The following is a 26,196-nucleotide window of genomic DNA, read 5'->3' on the forward strand; positions in this document are numbered from 1 at the left end:
GGCACGTGAGGCGGCAGCGTCGATCCTGAACGAGTGACGAAGCGACGGGCTCTAGGATTCGAAGCCGTGAGACGACAATTCGGATGGACCCTGCACGGCAACGGCAAGAACGTCGAGCCAGGGGCGGTAGTAGCACCGGACCAGCGTCTGTCCTGGCCGCGAACCGTGGGTATCGGTATGCAGCACGTCATCGCCATGTTCGGCGCCACGTTGCTCGTCCCCACAGTGACCGGATTTCCCGTCACCACGACACTGTTGTTCTCGGGCATCGGTACCGCCCTTTTCCTTGTGATCACGCGGGGGCGGATTCCCAGTTATCTCGGGTCCTCGTTCGCCTTCATCGCACCGCTCAGCGCGGCACAGGCCAGCGGCCCTGCCGCGCAGCTCGGCGCCGTCTTGTCCGTGGGCGTCGTGCTGACCCTCGTCGGCGTCATCGTCAAGTTCGCGGGCGGACGACTCATCGAAGCGGTGATGCCTCCAGTCGTCACAGGTGCAGTTGTGGTTCTCATCGGACTCAACCTCGCTCCCGCAGCGACGTCGTCGTTCGAGGCGCAGCCGCTCGTGGCCGCCGTGACTCTCGCGGCGATTCTGCTGGTGACCGTTGCCGGCCCGGGACTGCTCGGCCGCCTCGGAATCCTCGTCGGTGTCATCGTCGGGTGGGTTTTCGCTGCACTGTCAGGGCAGATCTCGGACGTCAAACTCGACGCGATGAGGGCTGCAGAATGGATCGGTATTCCCGAATTCCGCGGACCGACGTTCGAATTGTCCGTCGTACTCATCGCACTACCCGTTGTTATCGTTCTCGTGGCCGAGAACGTCGGCCACGTCAAAGCAGTGTCGGCAATGACGGGTAAAAAACTCGACGACCTCGCCGGAGACGCACTCATCGCAGACGGATTGGCGACGACGCTGGCAGGTGCTGCGGGTGGCTCGGGCACGACGACCTACGCCGAGAACATCGGCGTGATGGCGGCGACCCGCGTGTATTCGACCGCGGCCTACTGGGTGGCCGCGGTGACGGCCGTCGTGCTCGCGTTCTCGCCGAAGTTCGGCGCGTTGGTGTTCACGGTCCCGGACGGAGTCATCGGTGGCGCGACACTGGTTCTGTACGGACTGATCGGCCTGCTGGGTGTGCGGATCTGGTCAGATAGCAAGGTCGATTTCACCGATCCCGTCAACCTCGTTGTCGTTGCTGCGGCCATCGTTGCCGGCATCGGCGATCTGACGCTGACGGTCGGGTCGGTGGAGCTCGGCGGTATCGCCTGGGGATCGGTCGGAATCTTGGTCGGCTATCCCGTGCTGCGCGCCCTTTCTCGCACACAGCGCCGATAGCAGCACTGGCTTCGGTCACCGATTCCGCGCGGCTCGGTCATCGACCGTGTTATCAATTCGGCCGTAGGCTCGAATGACGTCAGTTCACCGGCGGTGACCCATTGTGCCGTCGGTTGGCAATTCGAAGGAGACCGAAGTGGAACGCACGATATTCGATTCCGAGCACGACATGTTTCGCGAGTCGTACCGCAAGTTCCTCGACCAACACGTTGCGCCGAACCACGCCAAGTGGGAAGAGCAGAATCTCGTCGATCGTTGGGTGTGGGTAGAAGCTGGAAAGCAGGGATTCCTCGGCACCGACGTGCCGGAGGAGTACGGCGGTGGCGGTGTCAAGGACTTCCGCTACAACGCCATCGTCACCGAGGAAACTACCCGCGGCGGCTACAGCGGAATCGGATTCACGCTGCACAACGACGTCGTGGCGCCATACCTCATCAATTTGACGAACGAAGAACAGAAGCAGCGTTGGCTCCCCGGATTCAGTTCCGGTGAGTTGATCACCGCGATCGCGATGACCGAGCCCGGTACCGGTAGCGACCTGCAGGGAATCAAGACCAAGGCCGTTCGTGATGGAGACGAATGGGTCCTCAACGGGTCGAAGACGTTCATCACCAACGGAATCAATGCCGACCTCGTCATCGTCGTAGCCTGCACCGACCCCGACAAGGGTGCGCAGGGATTCAGCTTGCTCGTTGTCGAGCGCGACATGCCTGGTTTCGAACGTGGACGCAATCTCGACAAGATCGGGATGAAGGCGCAGGACACGGCTGAGCTCAGCTTCACCGACGTTCGCGTGCCGGCCGCGAACCTTCTCGGTGAGGAGGGGATGGGCTTCATCTACCTGATGCAGAACCTGCCTCAGGAACGACTGTCCATTGCGGTCGTCGCAGCAGCCGCCATGGAGTCGGCGCTCGAAATGACAATTCAGTACTGCCGTGATCGCAAGGCCTTCGGTAAGTCCATCGGCAAATTCCAGAACACACGATTCGTGCTGGCGGAGTTGGCAACCGAGATGACGGCCTCACGGATCATGGTCGACAAATTCATCGAACTGCTCAACGACGGCAAGCTGACGGTCCAGGAAGCCGCTATGGCCAAGTGGTGGACCACCGAGAATCAGGTGCGTCTCATCGACCGTTGCCTGCAACTGCACGGCGGATACGGATACATGAAGGAATACCCGATCGCCAAGGCATACATGGACTCTCGGGTGCAGACGATCTACGGCGGAACGACCGAGATCATGAAGGAAATCATCGGGCGAGGACTGAATCTGTAACACTCACCTTCCAACCGATACAGATGAAGGGCCGCAACCTTGAAACGAGAGGTTGCGGCCCTTCATCTGTACGAACTCGCTGATCAGAGCTTGCGCATGACCGTGACGACCTTGCCGAGGATGGCTGCGTCATTGCCCGGGATCGGCTCGAACAAAGGGTTGTGCGGCAACAGCCATACCTCACCCTTGGTGCGCTTGAACGTCTTCACCGTGGCTTCGCCATCGATCATGGCCGCAACGATGTCGCCGTTGTCGGCGACGCTCTGCTGTCGAACCACCACCCAGTCGCCATCGCAGATTGCTGCTTCGATCATGGACTCGCCGACTACTCTCAGCAGAAACAGGGAACCCTGGCCGACCAGTTCGCGGGGGAGTGGGAAAACGTCTTCGACTGCCTGCTCGGCAAGAATCGGACCGCCGGCAGCGATTCGTCCCAATACCGGAACGAACGTCGGGGTCGGCAGATGATCTTCCGCAGGCGCCGAGCCGTCGGCTACGGCTGCAGCGTGGTCTGCCTGTACCTCGTCGAGGCCGCGTACATCGACTGCGCGTGGGCGGTTCGGATCACGTCGGAGGAAGCCTTTGCGCTCCAGCGTTCGAAGTTGATGAGCGACCGACGACGTAGAGGTCAACCCGACCGCATCCCCGATCTCCCGGATACTCGGCGGGTAGCCACGCTCGGTCACCGATGCCCTGATGACCTCGAGAACCTTGCGCTGACGTTCGGTCAGACCCGCATTGATGTCGGTGCCCTCACCTTCGAACGCCTTCGCCGTCGGCACCGAGGTTGCCTTGGCAGTTGCGGTTGCCTTGGCAGTTCCGGCAATCTTGGCGACCGGCGCGTCGGTCTTTCCGCCGGTCGCACTTCCGCGTGACTTCGCGCTCGGTGCCGTAGCCTTCGTCTTCCCGGGTGCCTTCCCGCCTGCCTTGCCTGTGGACTTCGGTGACCCTGACGAGGTCTCTTCTTTCATTCGTTCATCCTCCTGCATCGCCTTCCCCTGCCGGGCCTTCTCGAGTGCTCGAGTGGCCCGAACGCGTGGTGTGGATGTGACGTGTGGTTTCTGACACGAATCTAGCCCGAAATCCCTGTTCGATCAAACATCTGTTCGATCCGTGTCGTAACTTCTGCTGACATTGTCCGAGTTGCGTGATAGAACTTCGAACAAGCGTTCATCGAACGCCTGATCGAACAAAGATGAATATCGCGGCACCCGCGGGCATCGTCACGGTCGATCTGTACACCGCAGTGGAGGTTCCGATGAGCATCACGACAGAGCGCCCAAGAGCTCTCACCAGTCTCGCAGCAGCAGGTCGTAGCGCAGACGGTCGTAGTGCAGACGGTCGCAGTGCAGACGGTCGCGACACCCTCGATCGCACAGCACGCTCGGCGTCGTCTGTCCGTACTTCTCGGCCGCGCACGTCATGCGCGTCACTCGAGCGTCGGCACTATCTTCACACCGCCGCGCCACAGAGTGGCGGGAACCGGTTCGTCGATCAGAGCTCCGCCGATCGACGCTTCGACGACGAGACGTCAGGTCAGACGATTTCATGGACCGCGACGATCGCGGGGGTGCTGCTCACTGTCATTGTTCTTCTGGGCTTGGTTGGGCTGGCCAATCTACGCGCCGGACATCTCGACAGCGGCTCAGCGGGGGATGTTGCGGTCGTGGAGCAAGGTGGTTTCTTCGGTACTACCGTGCAGGACCTCACCACGGCCACCGACTCAGGCCAGTGATGCAGCAGTGCCTCCTTCCACAGACCCACCACCTCGAAGGTCGGTGCCCGAAGCACTCCTCGGGGATCGAGCCAGGTACGCGGCACTGGGTCCGGTAGCAGTCCGAGTATCCTCGGTTCCTGCACCTCTTGCGCTACCTACGAGATGGTGTGACGGCTACGACGGAGGCTCTTACATGCATTGCCCGTTCTGCAAGCACCCTGACTCCCGCGTGGTGGACTCTCGCGAGGCCGACGAAGGTCAGGCGATCCGTCGTCGTCGATCATGCCCGGAGTGCGGACGCCGCTTCACCACAGTGGAAACCGCTGTCCTGGCTGTAGTGAAGCGCAGCGGAGTCACCGAGCCCTTCAGTCGCGAGAAAGTGGTGCGAGGTGTCCGTCGCGCCTGCCAGGGCCGAGATGTCGACAACGACGCCCTGAATCTGTTGGCTCAGCAGGTCGAGGATGCAGTTCGGGCATCCGGATCGGCCGAGATCCCGAGCAACGAGGTCGGACTGGCCATTCTCGGTCCGCTTCGCGATCTCGACGAGGTTGCGTACCTTCGGTTCGCGTCGGTATACAAGTCTTTCAGCTCGGCCGAGGACTTCGAGAAAGAAATTCAGGACCTTCGCGAGCAACGACAGTCAGCTGCCACTGTCGACTGACGACCGCGTGCGCTGGACGGGCGTGAATGTGGTCGACGCGAGGCCGTCACTGTTGGCTGATGGCCTGGATTGCTTTTGTGATCCTTTTTTCCGATATCGGGTACGCCGTACGAATTCCTTGTGCGAAAAGTTGGATTCGCAACTCCTCGATCATCCAGAAGATCTCCTGCACTGGTTTGCTCTGGTGTCTGGCTTCCGGAAGCGACTTCAGCAGTCGGTCGTATGCCTCGTAGACTCGATCGAGTACGTTCAGACCAGTTTCGTCCCGGTTCGCGCTGCTGGGTAGTGAGCCGAGTCGCCGAGTGGCGGCGGTGAGGTACCGGGGGATTTCCGTGAGCCTGGCAGAGCCGAATTCGAATACGAAGCCATCGAATACCAGACCGGCTAGTTGTTCGCGGACGTCATCGGCGGCGTCGCCGTTGGCTCGCTCGAGTGCAGCTCGAAGCTCCATGGCTGCAGTCAGAATCGGTCGAATCAGTGCGAGTACCCGAGACGTGCGTTCGGTTACCTCGGCATTCACCGACTTGACCAGTGCTTCGAATTCTTCCGGCGAGCGTACGGGACCGCCGTGAGCACTCATCGACTCGTCGATTGCTGTCGTGCGGCAGTCCTCGAGCAGTGCTTCGATGTTGCCGTACGGATTCTGTCCGAGTGCGATTCTTTCCTTGGTCGGAATTCCAGCGATGAGTGCCTTGGTGCCGCGCGGCGCGCGATCGCTCAACAGAGTTCTGGTTCCGTTACGCATTGCGGTTCGTTGCTGGGCCGGCGTGCTCAGTACGCGGACCGCGACGCCGCCGTTTTCCGGAACGAGTGCGGGATATCCGGTGACTCGTTGGCCGCCGACGGAACGTGAGACTGTCTGCTCGAGAGTCCCCAGAGTGGACGACGTCCACGCCAGTGTGGCCGCCCGCTCGGCTTGGCCGACCGCACTGGCGACTTCGCGGTTCACTCGCGGAGACAGGGTCTGTCGGAGGGCGGTCAGGTCCTTGTTCGATCCGAGTACCTCTCCGTTGGTATCTACCGCGACGAAGGTCATCCGGAGATGGTCGGGGAGCTCTGAAACCTGAAAGTCTGCCGGATCGATCCGGCATGAACCCAACCGTGAGAGTTCACGAGCCAGCGCGGTGAGAACGGGTTCCGATCTCGGCTTCATCGCCCTCAGTGCGGCGACGGCAAAATCGGGAGCGGGCACCACGTTGCGTCGTAAAGTCTTGGGCAGCAGTTTGATCAGTGTGCTGACAAGTTCTGCTCGCATGCCCGGGACCAGCCAGTCGAATCCGACCGGTTGAACCTGCGCGAGCAGGGCGATCGGGATGCGGGCGCTGACTCCGTCGGCGGCGGAACCGGGCTCGAACTGATAGGTCAGCGGAAACTGGACCTCGCCCTGGCGCCACGCATCGGGATACTCCCCACCGAGTACGGATGCAGCATCCGGATTGACGACGGTCGATGCCGTGAAGTCGAGTAGATCCGGCGTCGTGCGTCGCGTCTTCTTCCACCACGTGTCGAAGTGGCGAGCGGAAACGGCTTCCGCCCCGATTCTGGCGTCGTAGAACTCGAAGAGTGCATCGTCGTCGACAACGATGTCGCGACGGCGGGCCCGATTCTCGAGTTCGCCGACGTCGTCGAGCAGTGCGCGGTTCTTGTGAAAGAACGGATGCTGCGTCGTCCATTCGCCTTGTACCAGTGCATGTCTGATGAACAGCTCGCGTGACGCTTCTGCATCGATGCTGTGGTACCCGACCGGTCGGCCGGTCACGAGGGGAAGTCCGTACAGGGTAACGCGTTCGTACGCCATGGCAGATTGGCGTTTCGTGGACCAATGTGGCTCGGAGTACGTTCGTTTCACTAGATGTGGGGCGAGTCGTTCGGCCCATTCGGGTTCGATTCGGGCCGCCATCCGGCCCCATAGACGTCCGGTCTCGACCAGTTCCGCCGCCATCACCCAGCGTGGAGGCTTTTTGAACAGCCCGGACCCGGGGAATATCGCAAAGTGGGTTCCGCGGGCACCGAGGAATTCGCGTTTGTCACCTTCTTTGACTCCGATGTGCGAAAGGAGGCCGGCCAGGAGCGCCTGATGCAACGAATCGTGCGAGCTCGGCGCGTCGGGCACAGTCCAGCCGAGACCTCTGGTGATCTGACGTAGTTGACCGTGCAGATCCTGCCATTCGCGCACACGGAGATAGTGCAGGAATTCGTTTCGACACATTCTTCGAAACTGATTCGAGGACAGGTCGTTTCGTTGGTCGCGAAGGTATTCCCATAGTGCTGTGTACGACAGGAAGTCCGAGTTCGGAGCCGTGAATCTCGCGTGCTGCTCATCGGCTGCTTGCTGGTGTTCGGCTGGACGTTCGCGAACGTCCTGGATGGACATCGCAGAAACAACGACGAGAGCGTCGGCGAGCGCGCCCGTCTTGTTCGCTTCCACGAGCATGCGGGCCATGCGCGGATCGACTGGAAGCTGAGCCAGTTCGCGCCCGATCGGTGTGAGCTCGGACTCGCCGGTGTTCGAGGACGGCTTCAACGCCCCCAACTCTTCGAGCAAACCGATTCCGTCGCGAATGCTACGCGGATCGGGCGGCTCGACAAAGGGGAATGCATCGATCTTGCCCAGGCCAAGGGAGGTCATTTGCAGGATTACCGAAGCGAGGTTGGTGCGGAGGATCTCCGGTTCGGTGAACGGTGGCCGTGCATCGAAGTCGTCTTCGGAGTACAGACGGATGCAGATTCCGTCGGCCACACGGCCACACCTACCTGCCCGCTGACGGGCCGATGCCTGCGAAATCGGCTCGATAGGGAGTCGCTGGACCTTGGTGCGCAACGAGTAGCGCGAGATTCGCGCGGTACCGGGGTCGACGACGTATCTGATCCCGGGAACCGTCAGTGACGTCTCGGCGACGTTGGTCGAGAGAACGACGCGGCGGCCGGTGTGCGAGGAGAATACTCGGTGCTGCTCATCGGCGGACAAGCGCGCGTAAAGGGGTACGACCTCGGTGTTGGGTAGTTGCCTATCGCGCAACGCATCGGCCGTATCGCGGATTTCGCGTTCCCCGGAGAGGAAGACGAGAATGTCGCCTTCACCTTCGGCCATGAGTTCGTCTACGGCATCGCATGCCGCGTCGACGGGATCTCGGTCGACTATGGTCTCGCCTGCGTCGACCGTCAGGGGCCGATAGCGCATCTCCACGGGGAACGTGCGGCCGGACACTTCGATGATTGGGGCCGGTACACCGTCCCGGGCGAAGTGCTGGGCGAATCGTTCCGGATCGATCGTTGCGGAGGTGATGATCACCTTCAAATCGGGCCGGCGGGGGAGTAGCTGAGCCAGATAGCCGAGGATGAAGTCGATATTCAGGCTTCGTTCGTGAGCCTCGTCGATGATGAGTGTGTCGTACTGCCGAAGCATCCGGTCCCGTTGAATCTCGGCCAAGAGAATTCCATCGGTCATCAGCTTGACCAGTGTCGAGTCCGAGGATTGGTCGGTGAATCTGACCTTGTAACCGATTGATTGTCCGAGAGTCTCGCCTACCTCCTCGGCGATGCGCTCGGCAACTGTTCTGGCAGCGAGTCGACGGGGTTGGGTGTGGCCGATGGATCCTCGAATCCCACGGCCCAGTTCGAGACAGATCTTGGGAATCTGTGTCGTTTTTCCCGATCCGGTTTCGCCGGCGACGATCACGACCTGATGTTGCTCGATGGCGGCGGCGATGTCGTCCTTGCGGCGGCTGACCGGAAGCGCCTCGGGGTACTCGATCGTCGGGAGCGCGGCCCGCCGGTTGGCGGTCAGAGTCTCGGCGCGAGCGATCTCGGGTTCGATCGCTGCCAGGGCATCGTCGGTGCGGGCACGTTCGAGCTTGCGGCGGAGGCGGTGGGCGTCGCGCACGGAGACCGACGAAAGTCGGGTGGTCAGGGTGCGTCTGAGACTCGAAGACGGGGATGTTGATGTGGACATGCTGCCCACCAGGGTATCTGCCCGGTGGCGCGAGAGCAGGACTGCCCGACGCAAACGTGGGGAAATCACTTCTTGGCCGTGCCAAGATCGACTATGACGACCTCGCGGCAAGCGCCCGCTGTACTCGGTACACCCGTGCCCGTGAGGGCATTGCGACTTCTGTTTGCTGCGCTCACGTTCGCCGCGCTCTCGTGGATCGTCGCACAGGGCCTGGACAGTAGCTCGTTCTCGCTCTCCAACTACTTCAGCTACTTCACCGTGCTCAGCAATGTTCTGACTGTCCTCGTGCTTACCGTGGGCGGGGTGGCGGACCTGCAGGGGGAGCGCTGGCAGTTGTTCCGCGGGGGTGTGACGGTGTACATGGTGATCACCGGGATCATCTACGCCGTTCTTCTCGCCGGGATCGACGTCGGCGTCGCTGATCCGTGGACCAACAATGTGGTTCATCGAATCATGCCGGTGGTGATTCTGATCGACTGGATCGTGGTGCCGCCGCGTCGGAAGATTACCGAGACACAGTCGCTGATCTGGCTTGTCTTTCCTTTCGTATACGGGATCTACAGTCTGATCCGCGGTCCGATCGTCGACTGGTATCCGTATCCGTTCCTCGATCCGCGCAGCCAGGGATACGTTGCGTTGGTGATCGGTCTGCTCGTACTCACCGTCGCATTCGTCTTGATGGCACTTGCGGTGAACGCAGTCGGCCGGCTCGGCAGCCGATGGCGGTACGGGGCTCAATCGGACGCAGCTCGTTGACTAAGCTCGGAGCCATGTCTTCTGTGGCTGATACTTCCCCTGAGTCCACCTCCTCCGCCCTATGGCACGGTTTCGCCGATATGGGTGCAGTGACCAGAACAGGCCCCTTCGTCGTCTCACGTGGCGAGGGAGCTCACATCTGGGACCGAGACGGCAACAAGTATCTCGATGCAACTGCCGGGCTGTGGTTCACGAACGTCGGTCACGGCCGGACCGAGATCGCCGACGCCGTCGCCGCCCAGCTCGGATCGCTGGCGCACTACTCCAACTTCGGTGATTTCGTCCCGGAGACGACGCTGGCACTTGCGGAGCGGCTCGGGAAGATCGCGCCCGTCGCGGGTAGCAAGGTGTTCTTCACCTCGGGTGGTTCCGACTCGATCGACACAGCGGCGAAATTGGCCAGGCGTTACTGGCACGAGGTGGGCAAGCCTGGGAAGACGCTTATCGTCGGACGTGAAAAGGCTTACCACGGAATGCATGTCGCCGGTACTGCACTGGCTGGTATAGCCGTGAATCGGGAGAACTACGGCGAGCTGATGCCGGATGCGCGCACAGTCGCTTGGGACGATGCGAAGAGCTTGCTGGCCCTCATCGAGGAAGTCGGTGCCGACAAGATCGCAGCGTTCTTCTGCGAACCCATCATCGGTGCTGGTGGGGTCTACCTGCCACCGAAGGGGTACTTGCAGGAGGTGCGGCAAATCTGTCGTGACAACGACGTACTGTTCGTCGCGGACGAGGTAGTGACCGGCTTCGGGCGGATCGGCGGTTCCTGGTTCGCCTCGACTCGTTTCGACCTGCAGCCCGACCTGATGACCACGGCAAAGGGACTCACCTCGGGCTACGTCCCGATGGGGGCGGTATTCGTCGCTCCACACATCGCCGAGCCGTTCTTCTCAGGTGGCGTCTGGTGGCGCCACGGATATACCTACGGTGGGCACGCCGGTGCCGCGGCAGCAGCGATGGCAACACTGGACATCATGGAGCGCGAAAACCTGCTGCAGGAGTCCGCTCGCCTCGAGACGTCGCTGCATACCTATCTGGCGCCACTCGCCGAACACCCTCGCGTGCAGGAGGTTCGCAGCGGACTCGGTGCAGTAGCAGCAGTGCAGTTGGTCGATCCGGCCGAAGCGCTCCCCTTCGTCGCGACGCTCCGCAAACACGGGGTCTCCGGGCGCGCTGCAGGGCAGGGTGCGATGCAGATCTCGCCGTCGTTCGTGATGACCGACAACGAGGTAGAAGAGCTCGCCGGTCGAATCCTCAGCGCGCTCGGCTGAACCGGTCCTTCAGGCGCTGCACCCCGGTTCGCTTGGGTGCAGCGTTGAGCACCGGGGTTTCAGCTGCCTCGGCAAACCGCTTGTGCAATTGATCGCGGACCTCATCGGGGGCATACGCCTGCCGCTTGCGTTCCGACTTCACGACGAGGGCGCCTGTCGCGGCAACACCGACGACGCCTGCCATCCCGAGGATCTTCCACAGCTTCATCACTTCACCGTACTGTGATCGCGGACGGTGGAGCGATCGCGGAGTTCGGCGACGAGGTCTTCGACGTTTAGAGCGCGCACCCTTTTTCCAAAGCTGCACGCTTGATTCGCCTCCGAGCGTGGCCGTTCGGTTTACAAAAAGGGTGCGCGGTCCGCAGAGTCACTGTTTACCGAAGCCACGTACGCCCGCCAACCACCGAACTCGGCGGTGTCTATGCCTGCTTCGCCCGCTTCGTGTGCGTAGCAGAAGCCAGTGACATCGCGCCCGTCTGACAGCTCGATCGACGTCAGACCCCGCAGGCGAACAACACGCTGGGGATGCTGGACATCACAACTCCTTGGTCGCGGTCGGCGAGGCCGAAATGAAGCGTTTACGTAGTGAGAGTGAGACGTAGACGAGCCCGACGAGGACTGGGACTTCGATGAGCGGGCCGACGACCCCGGCCAATGCCTGCCCGGATGTTGCGCCGTAGGTGGCGATCGCGACGGCGATGGCGAGTTCGAAGTTGTTGCCTGCCGCGGTGAAGGCGAGCGTGGTGGTGCGTGCGTAGCCCAGGCCCATCGCGGCCCCGAGGGCGTAACCGCCGCCCCACATCACCGCGAAGTAGACCAACAGTGGAAGGGCGATACGAACGACGTCCATCGGTTGGGAAGTGATCCGATCACCCTGCAGCGCAAAGAGAATGACGATGGTGAACAGCAGGCCGTAGAGAGCCCACGGCCCGATCTTCGGGATGAAGTTCGACTCGTACCATTCCCTGCCCTTGGTGCGTTCGCCCAAGTAGCGAGAAGCAAACCCCGCTATCAGCGGTATGCCGAGGAAGATCAGTACCGACTTCGCTATCTGCCAGGGGGAAGCCTCGATGGTGGTCTGCTCCAGGCCGAGCCAGCCCGGTAGGACGGAAAGATAGAACCATCCGAGGACGGCGAACATGAATACCTGGAAGACCGAGTTGATGGCAACCAGGACGGCGGCGGCTTCGCGGTCGCCGCATGCGAGGTCGTTCCAAATGATGACCATCGCGATGCAGCGGGCGAGACCGACGATGATCAGGCCGGTGCGGTACTCGGGCAGGTCGGGGAGGAAGAGCCAAGCGAGAGCAAACATCAGTGCCGGGCCGAGGACCCAGTTGAGTACCAACGATCCGGCCAGCAGGCGCTTGTCACCGGTGACGGTTTCCAGTCGGTCGTACCGGACCTTCGCCAGGACCGGATACATCATGATCAGCAGACCGACAGCGATAGGTAGTGAGACGCCGTCGATCGAGATGGTCGACAGGGCGTTGTTCAGGCCCGGAATCAACCGACCCAACGCCAAGCCGATGACCATCGCGACGCCGATCCATACCGGCAGGAACCGGTCGAGAGTGGAGAGCTTGCCGACGACGGCCGGGTGATCGGAGGTGTTCGCCTGGCTACTCATACGGTCACCAGCGCAACATCGTCGGTGGTCGGGTCGGCGGCGGCCAAGACCGACGACAATTGTTGCAGCGCAGCAGGTATAACCCAGTAGTAGACCCAGGTTCCACGGCGTTCGCAGTCGAGCAAACCAGCTTCACGCAACACTTTGAGATGATGGGAGATCGTCGGCTGAGATATGTCGAACGAATCAGAGATGTCGCACACGCACGCTTCACCACCGGCGTGACTTGCGACCAGGCTCAGAAGTCGAAGCCGGGCCGGATCGCCGAGCGCTTTGAACATTCGCGCGAGATCCCCTGCCCAGTCGGCGGACAATGGCTCGGCAATCAGCGGCGAGCAGCACACGCCGCTGCTGAGGTCGTCGACGAGGAGGGGTTGATTCGACACATGTCTATATTGATTAATTTCGAATCAAACGTCAAACGACTCCACTGAATACCTGGTGGGGGAGTTCGCGGTTTCGAGACGATCTAGGCTGAGCGACATGACTGCGTCGCGGATCGATTTGAACACAGCGGTTGATGCGACTCGGACCGGAGACATCTGGATCTTCCGCGGTCATTCTGCCACTGATCGTGCGATACAGACGTTGACCAACAGTCCGGTCAACCACGTCGGCATGGCAGTCGTGGTCGACGACCTTCCTCCGCTCATGTGGCACGCCGAGTTGGGTAAATCGCTGCAGGACATGTGGACCGGGAACTTTCAGCGCGGCGTGCAGCTGCATGATCTCCATGCGGCAGTGATGCAGTGGTCGAACAAGTACGGGCAGCGTTGCTGGCTCAGACAACTCGACAATGCCGTCACTCGAGAGCAGGAAGATGCATTGCTGCGCACCATAGCTCGAATGGACGGAACGGCGTTCCCGACTACTGCGAAACTTGCGGGTCGATGGTTCAAGGGGCGCGTGCCGAGCTTCCGTAAGAGTGAGCACCATGCCGCCGCTCTGGAAACAGCGTATTGCGCAGAAGTAGTCGCAATGACGTACGAGTCGATGGGTCTGCTGAACGGCAACAAGAAGGCGAATTGGTTCGATCCCGGAAAATTCTGGAGCGGTGACCGGTTACCCCTCGCTGAGGGCGTCCACCTCGGCGACGAGATCGCTGTCGATGTACCCGAGATCCGGCCGACCATCACCGAGTGAACTGAAGGAAAAAAGAGGCCCGCACACGAGTGTGCGGGCCTCTTTCGCTGTGTATTTCGTCTATCAGACGGTTGCACCGTCGAGCGTGCGGCTGGCCTCGATGGCCTGGCCGACGCCTGCGACGATCGAAGCTGCGCGGATCGACTCGAAGATGACCTCACGGTCGACGCCCTCGTCGCGAAGGGTCTTCTCGTGTGCCTCGACGCAGTGGTTGCATCCGTTGACTGCCGAGACTGCCAGCGAAAACAGTTCGAAATCGGTCTTGTCGACGCCAGGATTGCCGATGATGTTCATCCGCAGACCTGCGCGGAGGTCGTCGTACTTGCCGTCGAGGTAGCCCTTGGTGCGGTAGAAGACGTTGTTCATCCCCATGATGGATGCTGCACCCAGAGCGGCGTTGTAGGCATCGGCGGACAGTGTGTCCGCAGCCTCCTCAGCGATCTCTTTCAGCGTCGTCGCAGACTTCGTGGCCGCAGCAGTAGCGAGAAGTGTCCCCCATAGCTGCTGCTCACTCAGAACCGTCGATCGCGCAATGGAACTCAGGTTGAGCTTGAGATCCTTGGCGTACTCGGGAAGGGCCTTCTTCAAATTCTCCACGCTCATGTCAGACGCTCGCCGTCAGCAGCTCGCCTGCGTCGATGGTGGGGTCGCCCTTCTTCCAGTTGCATGCGCACAGCTCGTCGGACTGCAGTGCGTCGAGAACACGCAGAACCTCGTCGACGTTGCGGCCGACGGAACCTGCGGTGACGGAGACGAACTGAATCTCGTTGTTCGGATCGACGATGAACGTCGCGCGGTCTGCGACGCCGTCGGAGTTGAGAACACCTGCAGCGGTTGCGAGCTCACGCTTGAGGTCGGAAAGGATGGGGAAGGGAAGGGTCTTCAGGTCCTCGTGCTGTGCACGCCACTGGAAGTGCACGAACTCGTTGTCGACGGACGCTCCGAGTACCTGGGCGTCGCGGTCGGCGAACTCTTCGTTCAGCTTTCCGAATGCGGCGATCTCGGTCGGGCACACGAAGGTGAAGTCTTTCGGCCAGAAGAAGACGATGCGCCACTTGCCTGCATAGTCATCGCTGGTGACGGTGGTGAAGTAGTCGTCGGGCTGCTGGGCGTTGACCTTCGACAGGTCTCCGCCGATAACGCCGGTGAGGTTGTATGCGGGGAACTGATCGCCAATTGTCAACAGGGCCATATGGTCCTCCTCTGTAGTGGTGCGCATGCGTCGCGCTCGTGGTGCGCGTCGGATTCGTACATGCACGGTGTCGCGAATGGGCGGAGTCGTGTGTGGAGCACCGCCGCGTGTTGTCGGTGCTTCCTACGGTCGATCTCCGACATGTACGAGTGTGCCAAAAAATACTCGAAAGGTAAAGGTGATTAGTAGCACTAGACTGATAGGCATGACTGATAGAAGTTATCAACCGACGCTCTCACAGCTGCGTGCTTTCGTCGCCGTTGCCGAGCAACGTCACTTCGGAAGTGCCGCGGCGCGACTGCACATCAGTCAGCCGACACTCTCGCAGGCCCTCGCCTCGCTGGAACAGGGACTGGGCGTCCAGCTCGTCGAACGAAGTACCAGGCGAGTTCTGATGACCACTGCCGGCACACATCTGCTCGAGCATGCACGGGCAACCCTCGATGCGGCCGCCGGATTCGTATCCGAAGCATCCGGGATGGGAGGCCGACTGGCGGGCCCACTTCGACTCGGACTGATCCCCACGGTTGCGCCGTACGTTCTGCCTGCCCTGCTCCCGGCGATGCGAGCCGAATTCCCGGACGTGAACGCGCACATCGTGGAGGATCAGACAGATCGACTGTTGGCCTCGCTACGGTCGGGTGCGATCGACGCGGCCGTGGTCGCGCTGCCGACCGAAGAATCCGGCATCATCGAAATACCCTTGTACGAAGAAGATTTCGTGCTTGTCGTCCCCGTAGGTCATGAACTCGACGGACGCCGTGATCTGACCCTGTCCGTACTCGTCGACCTGCCGATATTGTTGCTGGACGACGGCCACTGTCTGCGAGATCAAACCCTGGACCTTTGCCGGTCGGTCGACGCGGTTCCTGCAGCCGGAGACACGAGAGCAACCTCGCTTGCCACGGTAGTTCAGTGTGTCGCAGGCGGTCTCGGCGTCACACTCGTCCCGAGATCGGCTGTTGCCGTGGAGATGGGCAAGGGTGCGCTGGGGCGGGCCGAGTTCGCGGACCCGAAACCCGGTCGGCGAATGGGCCTGGTCCACCGTGCGTCGAGCGGCCGCGCCGAAGAGTATCGGGCACTGAGTGCACTGGTCTCGCGAATCGGATCGGCCGTCAGCCAGTAGTTGCCCAGTAGCCGACCGTCGAGGTAGCGAACTCAGCCGGCAGTGATCGTGATTTCGTCGAACACGATCTCACCGAGAGCATCGGACTCCTCGACATCGACGACCGCATCGAACGACCACCCGTGATCGCCGTCGGGATCCTCCAGAACCTGCCTGACCGTCGTCCGGTCACTGCCAACCGTGAGTTCGAACAAGGCAGGCCCACGCGCGGATGGGCCGGTGCCGATTTCGCCGTACTCCTCGAAGAACGGCTCGAGTTCTGCTTCCCAGTCAGGGCCGTCGTCCAACGCGTCGAGCGCGTTCCACCAACCCGCCGCCGCGAAGTCCACTCGTTTGAATATGGCGTTGCGGACCAGCACACGGAACGCGCGCGCATTCGCGGAAATCGGCTTCGGCGTGTCACCACCATAGGGTTCGGGCTTCGTCTCGGCATCCTCACCCGGGTCGGTGAGATTTTCCCATTCGTCCAGCAGACTCGAGTCGACCTGGCGAACGAGTTCCCCGAGCCACTCGGTGATGTCCTGTACTTCCTCGGTCCGGGCTTCTGGCGGCACCGTCTGGCGTAGAGCGCGATACGCGTCGGCGAGGTACCGAAGAACGAGTCCTTCCGAACGGCTGAGACCGTAGTGACTGATCAGTTCCGTGAACGTCATCGACCGCTCGATCATGTCGCGGACTACGGACTTGGGGGAGAGCGCGACTTCCGTCAGCCACGGATGCCCACCGCGGTAGATCTCGAAGGCAGGCACGAGAAGCTCGACGAGGGGTTTCGGCCACGTCACCTCCTCGAGCAGTTCCATTCGCTCCTCGTACTCGATACCATCCGACTTCATCTGTGCGACTGCTTCTCCGCGTGCCGCGTGCTGCTGGGCCATCAGAATCTGGCGGGGATCGTCGAGTGTCGACTCGATGATCGACACCACATCGACTGCATGCGTATCGGATTCGACATCGAGCAGATCGAACGAGGCGAGTGCGAACGGTGACAGTGGTTGGTTCAGCGCGAAGTTCGGCTGCAGGTCGACCGTGAGCCGGGCGTGTCGTCCTTCCGCATCCGGTTCCGCGAGCTGTTCGACGATGCCCGCCGAGACCAGACCACGATAGAGCGAGAGCGCTCGGAGAATATGCTTGCGCTGGGCTGGTCGAGTCTCATGGTTGTCCTCGAGCAGATGCCGCATTGCAGTGAAGCAATTACCCGGTCGGGCAATGACATTGAGCAACATCGCATTGCTGACCGAGAACCTCGAGACCAGCGCCTCCGGACTCGCTGTGATGATCCGGTCGAACGTCGGCTCACCCCACGAGACGAAGCCATCGGGCGCCTTTTTGCGTTGGACCCTCTTGAGCTTTTTCGGATCGTCACCAGCCTTCGCGACGAGCCGTGCATTCTCGATGTCGTGTTCCGGTGCCTCGACGACGACGGTTCCGAGCGTGTCGTATCCGGCCCGTCCGGCGCGTCCGGCGATCTGGTGAAACTCTCGGGCGCGTAGTTTGCGGGTGCGAATGCCGTCGTATTTGGTCAGTCCGGTGAACAACACAGTTCGGATCGGAACATTGATGCCCACACCGAGGGTGTCGGTGCCGCAGATGACCTTGAGTAGACCGTCCTGGGCAAGTTTCTCCACGAGGCGTCGATATTTCGGGAGCATGCCCGCATGGTGTACGCCGATTCCGTGCCGCACGAGTCGCGAGAGTGTCTTGCCGAAACCCGTCGTGAACCGGAATTGGCCGATCGCATCGGCGATCTGCTGCTTCTCGGACTTGGAGGCCACGTTCACGCTCGTCAGCGCCTGCGCCCGTTCGAGGGCAGACGCCTGGGTGAAGTGCACGACGTACACGGGCGCGAGATGCGTCGAAACCAACTCCTCGATCGTCTCGCCGATCGGTGTGCTCACGTAGGAGAACATCAACGGCACAGGCCGCTCGGAGCCTGACACCACGGTGGTGGGGCGCCCGGTGCGGCGGGTGAGATCGTCTCGGAAGAAAGACACGTCGCCCAGAGTCGCCGACATCAGGAGGAATTGCGCGTTCGGCAACTCGATGATGGGAACCTGCCAGGCCCATCCTCGGTCAGGTTCGGAGTAGTAGTGGAACTCGTCCATCACCACCTGGCCGATATTGGAGTTGGCCCCCTCGCGGAGAGCTAGATTCGCTACGATCTCCGCAGTCGCGCAGATGATCGGAGCGCCCGCGTTGACCGCAGCATCGCCCGTCATCATGCCGACATTCTGTGCACCGAAAATATCGCACAGTGCGAAGAACTTTTCGCTGACCAGAGCTTTGATGGGTGCGGTGTAGAAGGTCCGCTTGCCGGCCGCCATCGCAGCGAAGTGGGCACCGACAGCCACCATCGACTTTCCCGAGCCGGTCGGTGTCGCGAGGATGACGTTGGACCCCGACACCAACTCGATCAAGGCATCTTCTTGGGCCGGGTACAGATTCAGCCCTCGTTCGCTGGTCCACGTGGTGAAAATGTCGAACAACGTGTCCGGATCCTGCGCCTCGCTGGTTGTGGGGGCAGGTACGAGTTCGGAGAGGAGCACCGTAACAGGCTATGGTGCGCCGGCCGCGTCGCCATCAGCGGCCCGTGCGCCAGGCGTGTCAGGTTGCGCTGCGCTCGTCCGCTCCCATGGCGCCCAGTACCGCAAGCCTGGTACCGGCGTTCCCGGTGATCATGTCTTCACCGACTCCGGTGATGAGGAAGTTCCGCCATCGAGTCTCGTCGAATTCCAGACACGGCGTCGAGGCGAAGAACTCTTCGAGCACATGCAGAAAACGCATCGGATCGTCACGAAACGGGAAGTGGCCGGCCCCGCGAAACACCGAGAGTCGGGATCCAGGCATCGCGGAATGTGCGAGGTGCGCATGGTTGACCGGTATCACCACGTCCCGATCTCCCCATACGAGCAACACCGGGAGATTCTCGGTGAGATAACACCGGTCGAGCATCGTCACCACCTGGCCACGCCAATCGACGACAGCGCGCAGGGTGCGGAGGTATGCCTCGTGCGCAGTAGGATCCGGCAGGCCCGCCAGCACGCGCACGAGATCAGGTGTGTCGTGAAGCAGTGCACCCGGCCGCAGCCGCGTCGTATTCAGCTTTCCGATGAGGTTGCCGGCCAACCTGACGACCGACATGGCCCCGGGGAGGCGCAAAAGCTTGACTGCTTCGCTTGCCAATGGCACCGAAGCCAACCGAAGAAGTGGGTGGACATCCTTGGTGACTCCACCGGAGGACACGAGTACGAGTCGGTCGACCATGTGCGGAAATTGGTAGGAGAACTGCATCGCGACACCGCCGCCGAGCGAGTGGCCGACCACCGTCACATGGTCGACTCCCAGGACGGACAACAGATCGCGCATCCCGTTGGCGTACGCCGCCACCGAGTAGTCGGCGCGGGGTTTGTCGGATTGCCCGTGTCCCAACAGATCGGGTGCAATGACCGTGTGGTTCTGCGCAAGATGCGGAATTATGGAGTTCCACGTTTCGGAGTTGTCACCGATTCCGTGAATCAACAGCAGAGCTGGGCCTTCGCCCACCATCCGGAACGCTCGCCGATAGCCATGAATGGTGCGGAAGATCAATTTCGGTTCGGCATCGGGAACCGTGCGGAGCTTGCGCGTGCGAGAACTGCTCATGTCGCGCCTCCTGATTCCTCATAGCTTTAGGCCACTGCGGTACTTCTTCGACACTGCTGTACTTCCCGACAGCTCTCTCCTGGAAAACTCTCGCACGAGTAACGACGCTCGACGCGACATCGAGAACAACTCGGGTTACAGGTATGTTCCGTTATCCCACACACACGAAATCCGCACAAAATAGAATGGGTGATTGTGTGAACGTTCCCACAATCACCCATCCAATGGTCGAACAAGGTGCCGGTCAGTGCCCGTTATCGGTGCCGTCCGTGTCGGTACCCGATGTGTCCAAATCTTCCGGCTCGGCCTCGAACCCGCCCTGCTCGGCCAGGAACTTCTCGAACTCAGCCCCCAGCTCGTCGCCGCTCGGAAGGCTCTCGTCGCTGGCGAGAAGCGTCGACTGTTGTTCCTGTGCTGCGACGTAGGTGTCGTATTGACGTTCGAGGGCGTGCACGACCGACTGCACTTCCTCGTTGCCGGTGATGTGCTCGTCGACCTGCTCTTGCACTCGAGCTGCGGCGGTGCCCAGCGCGACCAGAGACAACTCCAGGCCTCCCGCCTCACCGACGTGTTCGAGCAAGGTCTGCGCGGCACTCGGATAGTCGGTTTGAGCCAGGTAGTGCGGAACGTGGACCGAGAATCCCATGGACACGTGGCCGTGCTGAGCCATCCGTAGTTCGAGAAGTGAGGACGCGCTACCAGGGACCTGGATGTCACCAGACCAGCTGTGCTCCTCGGAGATCAACGACTTGTCCGAGGAATGAGCGGTAACGCCCAATGGACGAGTGTGAGGGATCGCCATCGGGATCGACCCGAGACCGATGGTCCGACGCACACCCAGTTGCTCGGCCAGTAGACGAACTGCGGTGGAGAACTTCTCCCACCGAAGGTCCGGTTCCATTCCAGCAAGAAGCAGGAACGGCGTGCCGGCGTTGTCTTTGACGGCATACAGATTGAGTTCTGGCGCGTCGTAATCCGAGAAGTGATCGGTCTTGAACGTCATCGTGGGCCGACGTGAGCGGTAGTCGATCAGCTCGTCGACATCGAACGAAGCCACCAGTTCCGTCTCGAGCGTGTCACGAAGGTGCTTGGTGGCGAGCTTTACTGCGTGACCCGCATCGGAGAAGCCTTCGAGTCCATGCACCAACACCGGACCGACACCGTCACCGGACATCGTTTGCGGCGCCGGAAATTCCAGCTCGTACATATTCGATCGTTCGTCCATGGCCGAACCCCTTTCCGTTTCTTCGTGCCCACTCGAGGCCAGCACCACGGCCGTAACCGACCTCGCGTGGAGAATACCCGTCGGTTCGGCATGGCGGTCGCACTGCCGTGAGTACGACTACTACCTAGGGAGAACGCCGAGAAACACCGAGTTCATTCCCGCAAGCCAGGTTTGCCGGACACACCCCTGCTCAGCTCGAAAAGCTCGCGACGGCACGCAGTACCTCGACGAGGGTGAGACGCGGGTAGGTGAGAGCCATAAACGCAATCACCCGACGCCGACGGACAAATGAGAGTCGCTGGTCGTGCTTACGTTGTGGGAGTCTGGTCTACAACAATCAAAAGTTGAAAGCCGGATCAAAAGTTGAACGTCGAAGGAGTGCTAATGCCGCAACAGGTGCGTGCCGTCGTCGCCAAGGCCAAGGACGAAGCGGTGTCGATCGAGACGATCACGATTCCCGATCCGGGCCCCAACGACGTCGTAGTGAAGATCGACGCGTGCGGCGTCTGCCATACGGATCTGGCCTACCGCGACGGCGGAATCAATGACGAGTACCCCTTCATGCTCGGTCACGAGGCCGCAGGAACCGTGGAAACTGTGGGCAACGCGGTGACCCACGTCGAGGTCGGTGACTTCGTGGTGCTGAACTGGCGCGCAGTGTGTGGCGAGTGTCGGGCATGCAAGAAGGGCACACCCTGGTACTGCTTCGATACGCACAATGCCTCGCACAAGATGACGCTCGCAGATGGCACCGAACTCACGCCTGCGCTCGGTATCGGCGCGTTCGCAGACAAGACTCTCGTCCACGAGCGGCAGTGCACCAAGGTTGCGCCGGGTTCGGACCCTGCGGTCGTCGGTCTGATCGGCTGCGGCGTCATGGCAGGTATCGGCGCTGCGATGAACACCGGCAACGTCTCGCGCGGTGACTCGGTTGCAGTTATCGGCTGCGGTGGCGTCGGCGATGCGGCCATCGCCGGAGCAAAGCTGGCGGGCGCGACGAAGATCATCGCTGTCGATCGGGACAAGGGAAAGCTCGAATGGGCGAAGGACTTGGGCGCTACCCACACGGTGGACGCGTCCGCGGTCGACGCGGTCGAAGCCATCCAGGAATTGACCGGTGGGTTCGGCGCCGACGTCGTAATCGATGCTGTCGGTCGACCGGAGACGTGGAAGCAGGCGTTCTACGCTCGCGATCTGGCAGGCACAGTTGTTCTGGTGGGTGTGCCGACGCCGGACATGACACTCGAGATGCCTCTGGTCGATTTCTTCTCCCGCGGGGGTTCGCTCAAGTCTTCTTGGTACGGCGACTGCCTCCCGGAACGGGACTTCCCGATGCTCGTCGATCTCTATGAGCAGGGTCGATTGCCGCTGGAGAAATTCGTCACCGAACGAATCGGTATCGACGACGTCGAAGCGGCGTTCACTGCGATGCACGACGGCAAGGTGCTGCGTTCGGTGGTCATCCTGTGAGCGGAAAGTTGCGCATCCAGAGGGTGGTGACGTCTGGGACGTTCAGTCTCGACGGGGGTACCTGGGACGTCGAGAACAACATCTGGTTGATCGGTGACGACACCGAAGTCGTGATCGTCGATGCAGCGCATCAGCAGCAACCGATTCTGGATGCGGTCGGTAACCGGACCGTCAAGGCCATCGTCTGCACGCACGGCCACAACGACCACGTGACGGTCGCCCCTCAGCTCTCGCAGGCGCTCGATGCCCCGGTGCTGCTTCACCCAGCGGACGACATGCTGTGGGAGCAGACTCATCCGGGTGTTGCGCATCGGACCATCGAGGACGGTGACCGGATCTCGATAGCTGGAACCGACATCGTCGCGATCCACACACCAGGTCATTCACCCGGCTCCACCTGTCTGTACGTACCGGAGGCCGCGGAGTTGTTCAGCGGAGACACTTTGTTCTCCGGCGGACCCGGTGCGACGGGACGCTCGTATTCGGACTTCCCGACAATCATCGGCTCCATCCGGGACACGCTGTTCGCCCTCCCCGCCGAGACACGCGTCAAGACCGGTCATGGTGACGGCACCAGCATCGGCGACGAGTCTCCACACCTGGAGGAATGGATCAAGCGCGGGTCGTGAGTCGCCCGGATCACCGGCAATCGCGGTAGAGGTTCGGCCTGTCTCCCGCCTTGTTCACCACTCGAATGAGAAGGTAGAACCGGGCGGGAGCCGGTTATCCGCAGGCGCCGACGCGATGCCCGAGACAGATTCGTCTGCGAATACTGGAGGACCTTCCGTGCTGTGCCGTTCCGTATCGAAATCTCGCCCGTTTCTGATCGCGATCGGGGCGACAGCAGTCCTGTCGATCGCCGGATGTGGGTCCGCTGTGACCGGCACCGCTGAAGCCGGTGGCCAGGGGTCGACGTCGATTATATCTGGAGACGGACAGGATCTCAGCGCGCTTCTGATCGACCCCTCCCAGTTCCCAGCCCCGTACGAGGCCATAGTGCTTCCTCCGCAAGCGATTGCACAGGCGTCGCCGGATCTCACCGGTATTCCTGCTGGCGCCGAGGTGTCACCTGCGGGCTGCAAACCTACGGAACCAAGTTCGGCGCCCAGTGGCGCTGCGTTGATCGTCGGAACCGACAACGCCAACCGGTCGACGATTTCGATCGAACTGACGGTGGTCGACGAGCCTCTGTCAGTACGCGAGGAGCAACTTCAGCAGTGCGGTGAGGTCGAGGCAACCAAATCCGGTGCCACCTCCGTCATCCGGTCGACTATCTCCCCGGCGCCTCCGATCAATGCCGACGAGACCCTTGCGGTGAAGCAGACCGTGAATTCTGGCACCGGCGCAGACTCGGTGACGCAGTCGATGCTCACGTTGATGGCTCAGGTCGACGACGTTCGGATAGCAGCAACGTTCATGTCGTTCGACAACTCCGCGCCGGATGCAGCCGTGTTGGACGAGTTGTTCACCGCTGCGGTCCAAAAGGTGAACGCCGGATAGCACAACCGTCCGACGAGAAGAGTCGGATCTCGAACCTGTAAGCAGTGTTCTTCCACAGGGAATTGCCCCGTCCACAGCTATATTTCGTCCCAGGTCAGCCGATCCGTAGTCGAATGTCGACACGTCATTGTTCTCGCCATGACGACGTTCCCTGACAATCGACCCACTCCACCGATGCTGGCCACGGTGTCGGCTACCGGTGACCTGATCGCTGCCATCCCGGCAATGCTCGGCTTCGCCCCTTCTCGATCTCTCCTGCTCATCTGCCTGGACGGCCGGATCGGCGAAACCCTCACTATCGGCACAGTGATGCGTCACGATCTGAGCTTCCCGGACCCAGCCGCGACACTGCGCTCGGTGAGCACGGAGATGGCCGATGTGATCGACCGCTTCGCGGCCGTCTGCATGCGGGATGAGGTTCTCACGGCTATCGCTGTCATCGTCGATGACAGAACGAAGACCTCTGTGGAGGCCCTCGGCGGTGATACCCGTTACCAGGCTCTCGGGAGTCGGCTCGAGGACCGGCTCCAGGCGCGGGGTACCCGCTTGCTCGATACGTTCCTGACCGAGAACATCGCGCATGGATGTGCATGGATCTCTCTGACCGAGCCGCGAGAGAGGGGGACCGTATCGGATCCGCGGTCTTCGGCCGTGACGCTCGCGTACGTGCTCGGGGGGAGGGCAATGCTGGAGTCCAGAGAAGCGCTCGCAGATCTGTTGCAGCCCTTGGACACCGAAGTGAGCAGGCAGGTGCGCGCGTGCATAGGCGCGGCACGAGAAGCGGCCACGCCCTCGGAGCGAACCACCATCGAACGGATCCTCCAAGAGATCGGTCGGTGGGCACAATCGCCACTCGACCAGCCGAGATCGCTCGAACTTTCGGCGGTGCAGATCGCCGAGCTCGGGGTTGCCTTGACGCGCTTGATGGTTCGCGACAGCATGCTCGCGCTGGCCCTTCACGACTGTGCTGCCACTGCCGAGCAACTGTGGTCGCATCTGTCGCGTACCTTGCCGGCACCCGAGCGGGCGTGCCCCGCAACGTTGCTCGGGTTCAGCGCGTACGCACGCGGTGACGGAGTAATGGCAGGGGTTGCGATCGAACTAGCGTTGGCCGCCGACCCCGACTATTCACTCGCACGCCTCCTCGACTCCGCTTTGAACGCTGGCGCCCGTCCGGAGATGATCAGAGAAGTCGCGCTCAGTGGCTACGCAGTCGCCGAACTGTGTGGTGTCCGTTTGTCGCCACCTACGAGCGCGCGGTGACTCGTACGGCGTGGGATCGGTCTCCTAGATTCTGCAGGAACGTCCATGCGTCAGCGACGATGACGTCGAGATCGGTGAAACGTGGAGTCCACCCCAACTCCGAGATGGCACGATCGCTCGAAGCAATCAGGACAGCAGGGTCACCTGCGCGACGGGGTGCATCCTCGACGGTGATGGGAAGGCCTGTCACCCGCGTGCACGCGTCGATGACCTCACGGACGGAGAACCCGGTCCCGCTGCCGAGGTTGTAAATCCTGTGACTGCTCGGTGTCGATGCCTCCAACGCAAGGATATGAGCCTCGGCCAGATCCGCGACATGAATGTAGTCGCGTACCGCAGTTCCGTCCGGTGTCGGATAGTCGGAACCGAAGACCGAAATCTTCTCGCGTTGGCCCAGAGCAGTTTGCAGCACGAGCGGAATCAGGTGCGTCTCGACAACCCGGTTCTCGCCGAACTCCTTGTACGCACCAGCGACGTTGAAATACCGCAGGCTGGTGGCAGCCAATCCATATGCTGCTGAATACGACGTGATCGCGTGATCGATCGCCAATTTGGTTGCACCGTAAGGATTGGTCGGCGCTGTCGGTGCATCCTCGGTGATCGGTGTCTTCTGTGGCTCACCGTACGTGGCAGCAGTCGAAGAGAACACCAGTCGAGGGGTGTTCGACTCGCGAATCGCATCGAGCAACGCGAGAGTGGTCACGACGTTGCCGGACCAGTACGTTGCCGGCGCGACAACTGATTCACCGACAAGCGACTGGGCAGCGAAGTGCAATACTCCATCGAATTTCGTTTCGGACAACAGCGAGGCCGCGACATCCTTGATGTCGGCTTCGACGAACGTCGCGTTCGTCGGGACGGCCTCGCTGTTTCCGGTGGACAAATTGTCGACGACGACGACGTCATGTCCTCGATCGACAAGTACCGCCGCGCAGACACTGCCTACGTAGCCGGCACCGCCGGTAACCAAAAGTCTCACTACTTCATCTCCTCGTAGGGCCGGAGGCCGCTCGATGAATGCCGGCCTCCGCGCCTCG

General features: G+C 61.5%; 24 protein-coding genes. 12 read left to right on the top strand and 12 right to left on the bottom strand.

All coding sequences use genetic code 11. The features are described from left to right. The first annotated feature begins 66 nt into the window (after positions 1-66). Together QMK32_RS14545 and QMK32_RS14550 are read left to right on the top strand one after the other, a co-directional pair. The gene (locus QMK32_RS14545) at positions 67-1,332 is read left to right on the top strand and encodes a uracil-xanthine permease family protein (RefSeq protein ID WP_283475734.1); all 1,266 of its coding nucleotides are present in this window, start codon (positions 67-69) and stop codon (positions 1,330-1,332) included. Positions 1,333-1,468: 136 nt separating this feature from the next. After that, positions 1,469-2,611: an acyl-CoA dehydrogenase family protein gene (locus tag QMK32_RS14550; protein WP_283475735.1), complete on the top strand. Its 1,143-nt coding sequence runs from the start codon at positions 1,469-1,471 to the stop codon at positions 2,609-2,611. Positions 2,612-2,694: 83 nt separating this feature from the next. Here QMK32_RS14550 and lexA read toward each other — a convergent pair whose 3' ends face one another. Next, positions 2,695-3,393 (bottom strand): transcriptional repressor LexA, encoded by a 699-nt coding sequence (gene lexA / locus QMK32_RS14555; RefSeq protein WP_283475875.1) that lies wholly within the window; start codon positions 3,391-3,393, stop codon positions 2,695-2,697. Positions 3,394-3,806: 413 nt separating this feature from the next. Here lexA and QMK32_RS14560 point away from each other — a divergent pair, with 413 nt between their 5' ends. Together QMK32_RS14560 and nrdR are read left to right on the top strand one after the other, a co-directional pair. Then, positions 3,807-4,346 carry a hypothetical protein gene (locus tag QMK32_RS14560; RefSeq protein WP_283475736.1) on the top strand — a complete coding sequence of 180 codons (540 nt, stop codon included), beginning with the start codon at positions 3,807-3,809 and terminating at the stop codon, positions 4,344-4,346. Between the two features lie 175 nt (positions 4,347-4,521). Further along, positions 4,522-4,989, top strand: a complete 468-nt coding sequence (nrdR, locus tag QMK32_RS14565) for a transcriptional regulator NrdR (protein ID WP_269303786.1) — start codon at positions 4,522-4,524, stop codon at positions 4,987-4,989. A gap of 46 nt (positions 4,990-5,035) precedes the next feature. On the opposite strand, the gene hrpA is transcribed toward nrdR, so the two are convergent. Next, entirely contained in the window at positions 5,036-8,941 is a 3,906-nt protein-coding gene (gene hrpA / locus QMK32_RS14570) for an ATP-dependent RNA helicase HrpA (protein ID WP_283475737.1), read from the bottom strand. Between the two features lie 93 nt (positions 8,942-9,034). Here hrpA and QMK32_RS14575 point away from each other — a divergent pair, with 93 nt between their 5' ends. Together QMK32_RS14575 and QMK32_RS14580 are read left to right on the top strand one after the other, a co-directional pair. Next, positions 9,035-9,697, top strand: a complete 663-nt coding sequence (locus tag QMK32_RS14575; RefSeq protein ID WP_283475738.1) for a Pr6Pr family membrane protein — start codon at positions 9,035-9,037, stop codon at positions 9,695-9,697. Positions 9,698-9,711: 14 nt separating this feature from the next. Beyond that, the gene (locus QMK32_RS14580) at positions 9,712-10,971 is read left to right on the top strand and encodes an aminotransferase family protein (protein WP_283475739.1); all 1,260 of its coding nucleotides are present in this window, start codon (positions 9,712-9,714) and stop codon (positions 10,969-10,971) included. Here the strand turns inward: QMK32_RS14580 and QMK32_RS14585 are convergent. The 4 genes from QMK32_RS14585 to QMK32_RS14595 all read right to left on the bottom strand — a co-directional run bounded on the left by QMK32_RS14585 (position 10,955) and on the right by QMK32_RS14595 (position 12,987). Beyond that, positions 10,955-11,179, bottom strand: coding sequence for a hypothetical protein (locus tag QMK32_RS14585; RefSeq protein WP_283475740.1), 225 nt, complete (start codon positions 11,177-11,179; stop codon positions 10,955-10,957). The two genes, QMK32_RS14580 and QMK32_RS14585, sit on opposite strands and share 17 nt — an antisense overlap. A gap of 131 nt (positions 11,180-11,310) precedes the next feature. Beyond that, positions 11,311-11,478, bottom strand: coding sequence for an allophanate hydrolase-related protein (locus QMK32_RS25380; RefSeq protein ID WP_502943627.1), 168 nt, complete (start codon positions 11,476-11,478; stop codon positions 11,311-11,313). Positions 11,479-11,506: 28 nt separating this feature from the next. Further along, complete coding sequence (arsB, locus tag QMK32_RS14590) at positions 11,507-12,601, bottom strand: ACR3 family arsenite efflux transporter (protein ID WP_283475741.1); 1,095 nt, start codon at positions 12,599-12,601, stop codon at positions 11,507-11,509. Continuing rightward, on the bottom strand, positions 12,598-12,987 hold the full coding sequence (locus QMK32_RS14595) for an ArsR/SmtB family transcription factor (RefSeq protein WP_283475742.1): 390 nt from the start codon (positions 12,985-12,987) through the stop codon (positions 12,598-12,600). Before QMK32_RS14595 ends, arsB begins: the two co-directional genes overlap by 4 nt. Positions 12,988-13,084: 97 nt before the next feature. On the opposite strand from QMK32_RS14595, the gene QMK32_RS14600 reads away from it, so the two are divergent. Next, positions 13,085-13,744: a hypothetical protein gene (locus QMK32_RS14600; protein ID WP_283475743.1), complete on the top strand. Its 660-nt coding sequence runs from the start codon at positions 13,085-13,087 to the stop codon at positions 13,742-13,744. 63 nt (positions 13,745-13,807) lie between these two features. On the opposite strand, the gene ahpD is transcribed toward QMK32_RS14600, so the two are convergent. Beyond that, positions 13,808-14,347 (bottom strand): alkylhydroperoxidase, AhpD family, encoded by a 540-nt coding sequence (gene ahpD / locus QMK32_RS14605; RefSeq protein WP_283475744.1) that lies wholly within the window; start codon positions 14,345-14,347, stop codon positions 13,808-13,810. 1 nt (position 14,348) lies between these two features. Beyond that, positions 14,349-14,936 (bottom strand): peroxiredoxin, encoded by a 588-nt coding sequence (locus QMK32_RS14610; protein WP_084348974.1) that lies wholly within the window; start codon positions 14,934-14,936, stop codon positions 14,349-14,351. 205 nt (positions 14,937-15,141) lie between these two features. Here QMK32_RS14610 and QMK32_RS14615 point away from each other — a divergent pair, with 205 nt between their 5' ends. Continuing rightward, a complete protein-coding gene (locus tag QMK32_RS14615) occupies positions 15,142-16,062 on the top strand; it encodes a hydrogen peroxide-inducible genes activator (protein WP_283475745.1) in 921 nt (306 codons plus the stop codon). A 32-nt stretch (positions 16,063-16,094) separates the two neighbouring features. On the opposite strand, the gene QMK32_RS14620 is transcribed toward QMK32_RS14615, so the two are convergent. The 3 genes from QMK32_RS14620 to QMK32_RS14630 form a co-directional block, all read right to left on the bottom strand. Beyond that, positions 16,095-18,605: a DEAD/DEAH box helicase gene (locus QMK32_RS14620; RefSeq protein WP_283475746.1), complete on the bottom strand. Its 2,511-nt coding sequence runs from the start codon at positions 18,603-18,605 to the stop codon at positions 16,095-16,097. A 58-nt stretch (positions 18,606-18,663) separates the two neighbouring features. Continuing rightward, positions 18,664-19,701, bottom strand: coding sequence for an alpha/beta fold hydrolase (locus QMK32_RS14625; RefSeq protein ID WP_283475747.1), 1,038 nt, complete (start codon positions 19,699-19,701; stop codon positions 18,664-18,666). Positions 19,702-19,945: 244 nt separating this feature from the next. Next, positions 19,946-20,926 carry a proteasome assembly chaperone family protein gene (locus QMK32_RS14630; RefSeq protein ID WP_283475748.1) on the bottom strand — a complete coding sequence of 327 codons (981 nt, stop codon included), beginning with the start codon at positions 20,924-20,926 and terminating at the stop codon, positions 19,946-19,948. A 384-nt stretch (positions 20,927-21,310) separates the two neighbouring features. Between QMK32_RS14630 and QMK32_RS14635 the strand changes: the two genes are divergently transcribed. From QMK32_RS14635 to QMK32_RS14650, 4 genes are all read left to right on the top strand, one after another. Continuing rightward, entirely contained in the window at positions 21,311-22,396 is a 1,086-nt protein-coding gene (locus tag QMK32_RS14635) for an S-(hydroxymethyl)mycothiol dehydrogenase (RefSeq protein ID WP_283475749.1), read from the top strand. Next, positions 22,393-23,025: an MBL fold metallo-hydrolase gene (locus tag QMK32_RS14640; protein ID WP_283475750.1), complete on the top strand. Its 633-nt coding sequence runs from the start codon at positions 22,393-22,395 to the stop codon at positions 23,023-23,025. The genes QMK32_RS14635 and QMK32_RS14640 overlap by 4 nt, the downstream gene beginning before the upstream one ends. A 160-nt stretch (positions 23,026-23,185) precedes the next feature. Next, the gene (locus QMK32_RS14645; RefSeq protein WP_283475877.1) at positions 23,186-23,896 is read left to right on the top strand and encodes a sensor domain-containing protein; all 711 of its coding nucleotides are present in this window, start codon (positions 23,186-23,188) and stop codon (positions 23,894-23,896) included. A gap of 138 nt (positions 23,897-24,034) precedes the next feature. After that, positions 24,035-25,159 carry a DUF4192 domain-containing protein gene (locus QMK32_RS14650; RefSeq protein ID WP_283475751.1) on the top strand — a complete coding sequence of 375 codons (1,125 nt, stop codon included), beginning with the start codon at positions 24,035-24,037 and terminating at the stop codon, positions 25,157-25,159. Here QMK32_RS14650 and galE read toward each other — a convergent pair. Beyond that, complete coding sequence (gene galE / locus QMK32_RS14655; RefSeq protein ID WP_269305449.1) at positions 25,143-26,138, bottom strand: UDP-glucose 4-epimerase GalE; 996 nt, start codon at positions 26,136-26,138, stop codon at positions 25,143-25,145. The genes QMK32_RS14650 and galE overlap by 17 nt on opposite strands. Between the last annotated feature and the right edge of the window lie 58 nt (positions 26,139-26,196).

The sequence above is a fragment of the Rhodococcus sp. H29-C3 genome (genome assembly GCF_030063405.1).
Classification (GTDB): Bacteria; Actinomycetota; Actinomycetes; order Mycobacteriales; family Mycobacteriaceae; genus Rhodococcoides.